General features: G+C 69.6%; 11 protein-coding genes and 1 pseudogene. 7 read left to right on the forward strand and 5 right to left on the reverse strand.

Annotation, left to right across the window (positions count from 1 at the left end; translation table 11 throughout):
• Positions 1-11: 11 nt before the first annotated feature.
• A complete protein-coding gene (locus tag ACFU6I_RS38075) occupies positions 12-707 on the forward strand; it encodes a LuxR C-terminal-related transcriptional regulator (protein WP_384375813.1) in 696 nt (231 codons plus the stop codon).
• Between the two features lie 33 nt (positions 708-740).
• On the opposite strand, the gene ACFU6I_RS38080 is transcribed toward ACFU6I_RS38075, so the two are convergent.
• Positions 741-1028, reverse strand: a complete 288-nt coding sequence (locus tag ACFU6I_RS38080; RefSeq protein ID WP_384375816.1) for a hypothetical protein — start codon at positions 1026-1028, stop codon at positions 741-743.
• Between the two features lie 14 nt (positions 1029-1042).
• Positions 1043-2713, reverse strand: coding sequence for a sodium:solute symporter family protein (locus ACFU6I_RS38085; protein WP_384038677.1), 1671 nt, complete (start codon positions 2711-2713; stop codon positions 1043-1045).
• Positions 2714-2948: 235 nt separating this feature from the next.
• Between ACFU6I_RS38085 and galT the strand changes: the two genes are divergently transcribed.
• From galT to galK, 3 genes are read left to right on the forward strand one after another with little or no spacing between them, the layout of a single operon-like run.
• Positions 2949-3992, forward strand: coding sequence for a galactose-1-phosphate uridylyltransferase (gene galT, locus ACFU6I_RS38090; RefSeq protein ID WP_384375819.1), 1044 nt, complete (start codon positions 2949-2951; stop codon positions 3990-3992).
• Positions 3989-4969: a UDP-glucose 4-epimerase GalE gene (gene galE / locus ACFU6I_RS38095; protein WP_384375822.1), complete on the forward strand. Its 981-nt coding sequence runs from the start codon at positions 3989-3991 to the stop codon at positions 4967-4969. Before galT ends, galE begins: the two co-directional genes overlap by 4 nt.
• Positions 4966-6132, forward strand: a complete 1167-nt coding sequence (gene galK / locus ACFU6I_RS38100; RefSeq protein ID WP_384375825.1) for a galactokinase — start codon at positions 4966-4968, stop codon at positions 6130-6132. The genes galE and galK overlap by 4 nt, the downstream gene beginning before the upstream one ends.
• Positions 6133-6136: 4 nt before the next feature.
• Here the strand turns inward: galK and ACFU6I_RS38105 are convergent.
• Positions 6137-6568 (reverse strand): annotated as a pseudogene (locus ACFU6I_RS38105) (GNAT family N-acetyltransferase); the annotation flags it as partial.
• A 279-nt stretch (positions 6569-6847) separates the two neighbouring features.
• Between ACFU6I_RS38105 and ACFU6I_RS38110 the strand changes: the two are divergent.
• Positions 6848-7633, forward strand: coding sequence for a LuxR C-terminal-related transcriptional regulator (locus ACFU6I_RS38110; RefSeq protein WP_384375828.1), 786 nt, complete (start codon positions 6848-6850; stop codon positions 7631-7633).
• On the opposite strand, the gene ACFU6I_RS38115 is transcribed toward ACFU6I_RS38110, so the two are convergent.
• On the reverse strand, positions 7592-8089 hold the full coding sequence (locus tag ACFU6I_RS38115; RefSeq protein ID WP_345517702.1) for a MarR family transcriptional regulator: 498 nt from the start codon (positions 8087-8089) through the stop codon (positions 7592-7594). The two genes, ACFU6I_RS38110 and ACFU6I_RS38115, sit on opposite strands and share 42 nt — an antisense overlap.
• Positions 8090-8177: 88 nt before the next feature.
• Between ACFU6I_RS38115 and ACFU6I_RS38120 the strand changes: the two genes are divergently transcribed.
• The gene (locus ACFU6I_RS38120) at positions 8178-8975 is read left to right on the forward strand and encodes a trans-aconitate 2-methyltransferase (protein WP_384375831.1); all 798 of its coding nucleotides are present in this window, start codon (positions 8178-8180) and stop codon (positions 8973-8975) included.
• The gene (locus ACFU6I_RS38125) at positions 8975-9340 is read left to right on the forward strand and encodes a VOC family protein (protein ID WP_384375834.1); all 366 of its coding nucleotides are present in this window, start codon (positions 8975-8977) and stop codon (positions 9338-9340) included. The genes ACFU6I_RS38120 and ACFU6I_RS38125 overlap by 1 nt, the downstream gene beginning before the upstream one ends.
• A 61-nt stretch (positions 9341-9401) precedes the next feature.
• Here ACFU6I_RS38125 and ACFU6I_RS38130 read toward each other — a convergent pair whose 3' ends face one another.
• The gene (locus ACFU6I_RS38130; protein WP_384375837.1) at positions 9402-9806 is read right to left on the reverse strand and encodes a hypothetical protein; all 405 of its coding nucleotides are present in this window, start codon (positions 9804-9806) and stop codon (positions 9402-9404) included.
• Positions 9807-9891 lie beyond the last annotated feature (85 nt).

Below are 9891 nucleotides of genomic sequence, written 5' to 3' on the forward strand. Positions count from 1 at the left end.
GGGGGTTCTCGATGGGCGTGCGGCTCATGGTGGTCGATGACCACCGACTTCTCGCCGAGGCGCTCGCCTCGGCGCTGAAATTGCGGGGACACCGGGTGCTGGCGGCGGCCGCGCCGACCGCCGGCGCGGCGGACATCGTGGTGAGCCGCGCCCCGGAGGTGTGCTTGTTCGGTACCGCGACGCCCGCCGATCCGGGCGCGTTCGACCCGATCGCCCGGATCAAACGGGAGCGACCGCAAGTGGCGGTCGTGGTGCTCGGACCGGTGCCCAGCCCGCGCGGGATCGCGGCCGCTTTCGCCGCCGGCGCCGCCGGATACGTCAGGCACGACGAGCGGATAGAGGGCGTCGAGCGAGCGATGGTCAAGGCGCGTGCCGGGGAGACGGCGGTCGCGCCGCAACTGCTCCAGGGCGCTTTCGCCGAGCTGCTCAACCCGGCCGCCCAGCCGGACGACGAAGGGCAGCAGCTCCTGCAGATGCTCACCCCGCGCGAGATCGAGGTCCTGGTACGGGTCGCGGAGGGCGAGGACACCCGGCTGATCGCGGACGGGATGCGGATCGCGCCGAGCACCGCCCGTACACATGTGCAGCGGGTCCTGATGAAGCTGGGCGTCGGCTCCCGGCTGGAGGCCGCGGCGCTGGCGGCCCGCACCGGGCTGCTGGAACGGGCGGCGGTCGACACCGGGCAGAAGGGGCCGGACGCCGTGTGACGTCCGGCCCCGGTGGGGCAGTGTGCCGACTACTCAGGCATCGGTGCCGGTGTCGGAGCCGCCCGGAGCCTCGGCCGGGCGCAGCTTCAGCCACACCAGGAAGAACAGCCCGAGGACCAGCATGGCCAGCCCCGTCCAGAGGTTGATGTGGACGCCCTCGGCCTTCTTCAGGTCGGCCTCGGACGGGTTGATCCCGGCGATCGTGACGATCACCCCGTAGACCACGAAGAGGCCGCCGATGATCCGCCGGATGTCGAAGAGGCGGGCCGCGGTGGCGGACTTGCGCTCCAGTTCGGAGACTTCCTTGTGCAGGTCGGACATGGTGATGCCTCCGATCAGACCGAGTAGGGCAGGTAGCAGAGGGCGGCGAGGACGATCGCGCCCCAGCCGAGCAGGGCCGGCTTGCGGTACCAGGCGTCGTCGCCCTCGTCCGGTGCCTCCACCGCATCCGGGGACTCGGTTCCGTACACCAGACCGGCGAGTTCGGCCTCGGGCTTCGGAGCCGTGAAGAGCGTGACGACGACCATGACGACCGCACCGGCGACGAAGCCGACGATCGCGGAGACGAAGTTGGCGCCCTGGTCGGTCGGGATGTCTATGACACCCTGCTTGTAGATCCAGAAGTAGTTGATCATCGCGGCGGTGGTGCCCGCGACAAGCCCCCAGACCCCGGACTTCATCGAGGCCCGCTTCCAGAACATGCCGATGATGAAGACCACGAACATCGGGACGTTGAAGAACGAGAACAGCGTCTGGAGGTAGCTCATGATGTTCGAGAAGCTGGCGGCGATGAAGGCCGTGCCGATGGAGGCCAGCACCCCCACCGCCGTGATGAGCCGGCCGAAGCGCAGGTAGTACGCGTCGCTCCGGCCCTGCTTCACGTACCGCGCCCAGATGTCCGTCGTGAAGACCGTGTTGAACGACGACACATTGGCCGCCATACCGGCCATGAACGCGGCCAGCAGACCCGTCACCGCGATGCCGAGCACACCGTTGGGCAGCAGTTCCTGCATCAGCAGCGGTATGGCGTCGTTGTAGGTGAGGTCCGAGCCGGGGGTGCCGATCTTCGGTACGAGCACGGCGGCGACCAAGCCCGGGATCATCACGATGAAGACGATGAAGATCTTCGGGAACGCGGCGATCAGCGGCGTGCGCCGGGCGGCCGACAGATTCTTCGCGGACAGGGCGCGCTGCACCTCGGCGAAGTTGGTTGTCCAGTAGCCGAAGGAGAGCACGAAGCCGAGGCCGAGGATGATCGTCAGCCAGTTGGCGCCGAGCGGGTTGGCGTCACCGATGCCCGTACCGCCCCAGGCGGACAGGAAGTCGGAGCCGTGGCTCTTCTCCAGCGAGCCGGTCAGTCCGTCCCAGCCGCCGACGCGCTTGAGGCCCAGCAGGGTGAGCGGGATCAGCGCGGCGAGGATGACGAAGAACTGCAGCACCTCGTTGTAGATCGCCGAGGAGAGTCCGCCGATGGTGATGTAGACGAGGACGAAGAGGCCCGCGACGACGATCGCGACCCACTGCGGCCAGCCGAGGAGCGCCTCCACGACGATCGACAGGGCGTACAGGTTGACGCCCGCAATCAGGATCGCGGCGAAGGCGAAGAGTATGGAGCTCAGCAGGTGCGCGGACTTGTCGAAGCGCTGGAGCAGGAACTCCGGTACGGAACGGACCTTCGACCGGTAGTAGAAGGGCATCATCACCAGGCCGAGGAAGACCATGGCCGGGATGGCGCCGATCCAGTACCAGTGGACGACCGCGACACCGTACTGCGCGCCGGTGGCCGCCATGCCGAGGATCTCGGTGGCACCGAGATTGGCCGCGACGAACGCGAGACCGGTCACCCAGGCAGGCAGTGACCGACCGGAGAGAAAGAAGTCGAGGCTGGTCTTCACACTGGCCCTGGCGGCGAAGCCGATGCCGAGAACCACGACGAAGTAGATCGCCAGAATCGTGTAGTCGAGCCCGTTCGTGGGGAGCCGGAGCCCTTCGGCCAGATATTGCATGTGGGGGTACTCGCTTCGTTGCGCGAACTGAACTCGAAGGAACCTACGCTCTTGTGTTCAAAAAATGAACAGTTTTCCTGGGGTTCTTTGTTTGATTGTGATCGAATGTGCAGAAAGGTCCAGGTCCAACGGGCGTGACCTCACAAGAGATGCAGGTCACACGCGGTGTCGCAGCACCATTGACGTGTGTGTTGACTTGTGGTTTGTTGTGTTCGGTTATGTTTGGAGGAACCTGGTGAAGAAGACGGTTACGACGCTCGCCGACGGCCGGGAGCTGCTCTACTACGACAGCCGCGACGACGTGGTCAGGGATGCCGTCGACCGGCGGCCGCTCGACGCCGTCTCGACCTCCTCGGAAGTCCGTCGCGACCCCCTTCTCGGGGACAGCGTCGCCATCGCCTCGCACCGCCAGGGGCGTACGTACCACCCGCCGGCCGACGAGTGCCCGCTCTGTCCGTCCCGGGACGGCCGGCTCAGCGAGATCCCCGACGACAGTTACGACGTGGCCGTCTTCGAGAACCGCTTTCCCTCGCTCGCCGGGGACTCCGGTCGCTGCGAGGTCGTCTGCTTCACCTCCGACCATGAGGCGTCCTTCGCCGACCTCACCGAGGAGCAGGCCGGCCTGGTCCTGGAGGCATGGACCGACCGCACGGCCGAACTCGCCGAGCTTCCGCAGGTCAAGCAGGTGTTCTGCTTCGAGAACCGGGGCGCCGAGATCGGTGTGACGCTCGGCCATCCGCACGGGCAGATCTACGCGTACCCGTTCGTCACCCCGCGCACCGAGCTGATGCTCCGCTCGATGGAGGCGCACCGCGAGCGGACCGGCCGCAACCTCTTCGACGACGTCGTGGCCCGCGAGCTGGCCGACGGCGAGCGGATCGTGCTGACCGGCGAGCACTGGGTGGCGTTCGTGCCGTACGCGGCGCACTGGCCGTACGAGATCCACCTCCACCCGCGCCGGCGCGTCCCCGACCTGCGGGAACTCGACGACGCCGCGCGCACAGAGTTCGCACAGATCTATCTGGAACTCTTGAGGCGATTCGACCGGATCTTCGGCCCCGGTGAGCCGCCGACGCCGTACATCTCGGCCTGGCACCAGGCGCCGTTCGGGGAGCCCGGACGTGAGGAGTTCGGGCTCCACCTCGAGCTTTTCACCATCCGACGCACCTCCGGCAAGCTGAAGTTCCTCGCGGGTTCCGAATCCGGCATGAGCGTGTTCATCAACGATGTGCCGCCGGAGGCCGCGGCCCAGCGACTGCGAGAGGTAGCGAGCGCGTGAGCAAGCCCCAGAAGAAGTACCTGGTCACGGGTGGCGCGGGATATGTCGGCAGCGTGGTTGCCGCGCATCTTCTGGAGGCCGGCCACGCGGTGACCGTCCTCGACGACCTGTCGACCGGGTTCCGGGAGGGTGTCCCGGCCGGGGCCGAGTTCATCGAGGGCCGCATCCAGGACGCGGCCCGCTGGCTGGACTCCTCCTACGACGGGGTGCTGCACTTCGCCGCGTACTCCCAGGTCGGCGAGTCCGTCACCGACCCGGAGAAGTACTGGGTGAACAACGTCGGCGGATCCGTCGCGCTGCTCGCCGCCATGCGCGACGCCGGGGTCCGCACCCTGGTCTTCTCCTCCACCGCCGCGACCTACGGCGAGCCGGTCTCCAGCCCCATCACGGAGTCCGACCCGACCGCCCCCACCAACCCGTACGGCGCCACCAAGCTGGCCGTCGATCACATGATCACCGGCGAGGCGGCCGCGCACGGACTGGCCGCGGTCTCGCTGCGATACTTCAACGTGGCGGGTGCGTACGGAAGTTGCGGCGAACGCCACAACCCGGAGTCGCACCTCATCCCGCTCGTGCTCCAGGTCGCGCTCGGACAGCGCGAGTCGATCTCCGTGTACGGCGACGACTACCCGACCCCCGACGGGACCTGCGTACGCGACTACATCCACGTCGCCGATCTTGCCGAGGCCCACCTCCTCGCCCTGGACGCGGCAACCGCGGGCGAGCACCTGATCTGCAACCTCGGCAACGGCAACGGCTTCTCGGTGCGCGAGGTCATCGAGACCGTCCGCAAGGTCACCGGTCACCCGGTCCCCGAGACCGCGGCCCCGCGCCGGGCCGGTGACCCCGCGGTGCTGGTCGCCTCCGCCGCCACCGCCAGGGAGCGGCTCGGCTGGCAGCCGTCCCGCGCCGACCTGGCCGGAATCGTCTCCGACGCCTGGACGTTCGCCCGCCGAGAGGAGCCCACCACCCCATGACCGACAACGCTGAGCTGGTCACCGCTTTCACCGAGCTGTACGGCACCGCCCCCGAAGGGGTCTGGGCGGCCCCCGGCCGGGTCAACCTGATCGGCGAGTACACCGACTTCAACGACGGTTTCGTGATGCCGCTCGCCCTGCCGCACACCGCGCGCGCGGCCGTCGGCCGCCGCACCGACGGCGAGCTGCGGCTGCACTCCACCGACGTGCCGGGCGGTGTCGTCCAGCTGCGGGTCGACGAGCTGGCACCGCACGAGGGCCACGGCTGGGCGGCGTACCCGGCCGGTGTCGTCTGGGCCCTGCGCGAGGCGGGCCACCGGATCACCGGCGCGGACATCCAGCTGACCTCGACCGTCCCGACCGGCGCCGGGCTCTCCTCGTCGGCCGCCCTCGAAGTGGTCACCGCACTCGCGCTGAACGACCTCTTCGGACTCGGCCTGGACGCAGCCGAGCTGGCGGTGCTGGCGCAGCGCGCCGAGAACGCGTTCGTCGGCGTGCCGTGCGGGGTCATGGACCAGATGGCGTCGGCGTGCTGCGTCGAGGGTCACGCCCTGCATCTGGACACCCGCGACCTCACGCAGCGCCAGGTCCCGTTCGACCTGGCCGCGCACGGCCTCCAGCTGCTGGTGGTCGACACCCGGGTCAAGCACGCGCTGGGCGACGGTGCCTACGCGGAACGGCGGGCCGGCTGCGAGGCGGGCGCCCGGGCGCTGGGCATGGCGACGCTGCGCGATCTTCCGTACGAGGGTCTGGACGCCGCGCTCGACACGCTCGTCGAGTCCGGCGCGGACGAGTCGGTCGTGCGGTACGTACGTCATGTGGTCAGCGACAACGCGCGGGTGGAGCAGGTCATCGCACTGCTCGACGCGGGCGAGGTGCGGGCGGCGGGACCGGTCCTCACCGCGGGCCATGTCTCGCTCCGCGACGATCTGCGGGTCTCCTGCCCGGAACTGGACCTGGTGGTCTCGACGGCGAACGCGTCCGGGGCGCTCGGTGCGCGGATGACCGGCGGCGGGTTCGGTGGTTCGGCGATCGTGCTGGTGGACGAGGCGGGCGCGGACGCGGTCACCAAGTCGGTGCTGGAGGCGTTCACCTCGCACGGGTACGCGACGCCCGGCGTCTTCCCGGCGGTCCCGTCGGCAGGCGCCCGTCGCATCGGGTGAAGGTCTTCGTCAGGATGAACTCGGTGACTCCGGGCGGGTAGTTGTCGACCTGCCCGATCACCTCGTAGCCCCGCTTCCGGTAGAAGTCCGGAGCCTGGAAGCCCCAGGTCTCCAACCGGGAGCGGGCGCAGCCGCGGTCCACCACGGACACTCGTTCCGCCTCGGCGAGCAGTTGCGAGCCGAGGCCGGAACCGCGGTGGAGCGGGTCGACCCAGAGCAGATCCACATGGAGCCAGTAGGCCCAGGTGCGCCCGGCCAGTCCACCCGCCAGCTCACCGTCGCCGTCCATCGCCCAGACCTCCAGCGGGAGTTCGCGCTCGGCGGGGGTGGCGAGGAGTGCGCGGAGCTCCGGGGAACATTCCGTATTGCTGTGATGCAACCGCTCACCCAGCAGAAGGCGACGCTCTTTGTCTACTTCTGTCTCAAGACGAAACATGAACCACACCCTAAACACCGAGGTCCATCAGTTCTGTGAATTGCCTTCCGCTCCGGGCCCCCGGCCGTACGCTGATGCACAGCACCGGTGGGGGCCGGTGCTGATTCAGGGGTACGAGACAGTCGGGCGCGACGCCCGGGGCGGGGTGGCAGTCGGCATACGGCGGCGGCCGTAGAACTGCGGTTCACCCTCATCGCTCCGGGCGTCGTGCCCGCACTGGTCCGTTCCGTTCGGGGGGTCCTGGGGTGGCCCCGGAGCAGATGGTGTGTGGGGGTACCTGTGGTTCGTATCCGGGTTCTCGTGGTGGATGACCACCGCATTTTCGCCGAGTCGCTCGCGGCGGCACTCGCGGCGGAACCGGACGTCGAGGTGGCGGCGGCGGGCAGCGGCCCGGCCGCGCTTCGCTGTCTGGAGCGCGCGGCCGCCGAAGGCCGTAGGTACGACGTGATTCTCGTCGATGCCGAACTGGGCATCCTGCCGGCGGCCAGGGGACGTACCGTTCCCGGCCCGGTGCCGGTCCCCGCCCCGAGAAGCGGGGAACACGCCCCGGTCGACGGGATCTCGCTGGTCGCCGGGGTCCGTTCGGGCCAGCCGTCCGTCCGTACGGTGGTGCTCGCCGAGAAGGACGACCCGCGCCGGGCCGCGCTGGCGCTGCAGGCCGGGGCCTCCGGCTGGGTCGCCAAGGACTGCTCGCTGCAGCGGCTGCTCACGGTCATCCGGGGGGTGCTCCGCGACGAGACGCATCTGCCTCCGGCGCTGCTCACCGGTGTTCTGCGCGAGCTGACGGCAGCCCGCAAGCACCGCACCGAGAGTGAGCAGCTGGTCGAGTCGCTGACCCCGCGCGAGCGCGAGGTGCTGCGTTGCATGGTGGCGGGGCTGGGCCGCAAGGCGGTGGCGGAGCGGCTGTATCTCTCCCCGCACACGGTGCGTACGCATATGCAGAACGTGCTGGGGAAGCTGGGTGTGCACTCGACGCTGGCCGCGGTGGCGCTGGCCCGACGCGCCGGTGTCGGACCGGCCGATCTATCCGGGAATGTTGTCGAACGGGGCGGTCAACTGGCGTAGCAACCCGGCCAGTTCGCCGCGCTGGTGACGGGAGAGCTCGCCGAGGATGGCGCGCTCCTGGGCGAGCAGTCCGGCCAGCGACTGGTCGGCCTTGTCGCGCCCCTCCGCGGTGAGCCGGACCAGCACGCCACGCCGGTCGCTGGGGTCGGGGAGCCGTTCGACGAGGTTCTTCTTGGTCAGCCGGTCGATGCGGTTGGTCATCGTGCCCGAGGTGACCAGCGTCTGGGTGAGCAGCTGGCCGGGGGAGAGCTGGTACGGGGCCCCGGCGCGGCGCAGCGACGTCAGTACGTCGAACTCCCACGGCTCGAGATCGTGCTCGGAGAAGGCGATCCGGCGTGCCCGGTCGAGGTGACGGGCAAGGCGCGAGACGCGGCTGAGCACCTCAAGCGGTTCCACGTCGAGGTCGGGGCGCTCGCGACGCCATGCAGCGACCAGTCGGTCAACCTCGTCCTCCATGTGGATCAGTGTAAAGGGTCTGTCGACATGAAGTCTCTTGAATTCGAGTGTCTTGACATCAAGATACTTAGCGGGGACCCTGGCTGCCATGACGACACCGACCTGGGATCCGCAGCAGTACCTGCGCCACGCGGACCATCGCACCCGCCCGTTCCAGGATCTCCTGTCCCGCATCCCGGACCCCCCGGCCGCCCCCACGCCCCGCATTGCGGACCTGGGCTGCGGCGCGGGCAACGTCACGGCACTCCTCGCGGCCCGCTGGCCGAGGGCCCGGATCACCGGGTACGACAACTCCCCCCAGATGCTGGAGCGGGCCCGTGCCCACGCCACACCCCTCCTGGACTTCGCCGAGGCCGACGCGGCGACCTGGACGCCGGCTGAACCGTACGACCTGATCGTCTCCAACGCCCTGCTCCAGTGGGTTCCCGGCCACGTCGGCCGCTTCCCCGACTGGCTGGACGGCATCACCCCGGGCGGCACGTTGGCCTTCCAGGTCCCCGGCAACTTCGACCAGCCCACCCACACCCTGATGCGTGAACTGGCGGAGTCCCCGCGCTGGCGTTCCCGCCTGGCCGGCGTCCTGCGCCACGCCGACGCGGTCCTCGGCCCCGCCGCCTATCTGGACGCCCTGACGGCCCCCGGCATCACGGCGGACGTCTGGGAGACCACGTACCTCCACCTCCTCCAGGGCGAGGACGCCGCCCTCGACTGGGTGAAGGGCACGGGCCTGCGCCCCGTCCTGGCGGCGCTCGCGGACGACCCGGAGGCGCACGAGGCCTTCCTCACCGAATACCAGGACCTGCTGCGCACCGCGTACCCGAAGGGTCCGCACGGCACGGTCTTCCCGTTCCGCCGCATCTTCGCCGTGGCCCACAAGGAGAAGTGATGATCGCCGCAGTGGACCACGTCCAACTGGCGGCCCCGGCAGGCTCGGAGCCCGCCCTGTGCACGTACTACGTGGACGTCCTGGGAATGACCGAACTCCCCAAGCCCCCGGTCCTGGCGGCCCGCGGCGGCTGCTGGTTCCAGGCGGGACCGGTCCAGCTGCACCTGGGCATCGAGGCCGACTTCCGTCCGGCGAAGAAGGCCCACCCGGGGCTGCGCGTCACGGGCATCGAGACGTTCGCGGAACGGCTGGAGGCACACGGCGCGCCGGTGCACTGGGACGCCGGCCTGCCGGGGCACCGGCGCTTCCACTCCTACGACCCGGCGGGAAACCGGCTGGAGTTCCTGGAGCCGGTGGACGGGTGAGCCGGGGAGCCGGTCGAGCGCGCGCGGGGTCCGATCCCGATCGGTACGGCGGCACGGTGGGCTATGCGGCGCTCAGGGCCCCCGTCACCTGCTCCAGATCCACCGGCATGACCGCGATCAGGACAGTCCCGTCCGACGACGCGCACTCCACGATCCGGGAACCCGGATTGATGACCAGACCCTCACGTGTCGACACGGCGCGCACCGCGGTCCGGTGCAGATCGTCGGGGAGGACGACCGCCGACCTGCCGTAGGCGGGGCGCCAGGTCAGGGGCTTCGCGTGGATCAGCAGCCGCCCGGGGCGCCAGCGGTTGCCGTGGGACGCCCGCTTGATCATGCACGGGATCCCGGCCGGTGCTCCGTCGGCTGCCCGCGCCGACCGCTGCCGGTGTCTGCGGCGGATCAGCATGCCGATGAGAGAACCGACGACGCCGAGCACCACACAATCGATCACGAATTCGATCACACCTGTATTGAAACAGGTGGGGGACGTCGAGGGGATGAGCGCGGGCTGCCCGCCGCCCGTCCGGCACCGCCGTACGGCGGTGCCG

It is taken from the genome of Streptomyces sp. NPDC057486 (assembly GCF_042802415.1).
Lineage (GTDB): Bacteria > Actinomycetota > Actinomycetes > Streptomycetales > Streptomycetaceae > Streptomyces > Streptomyces yanii.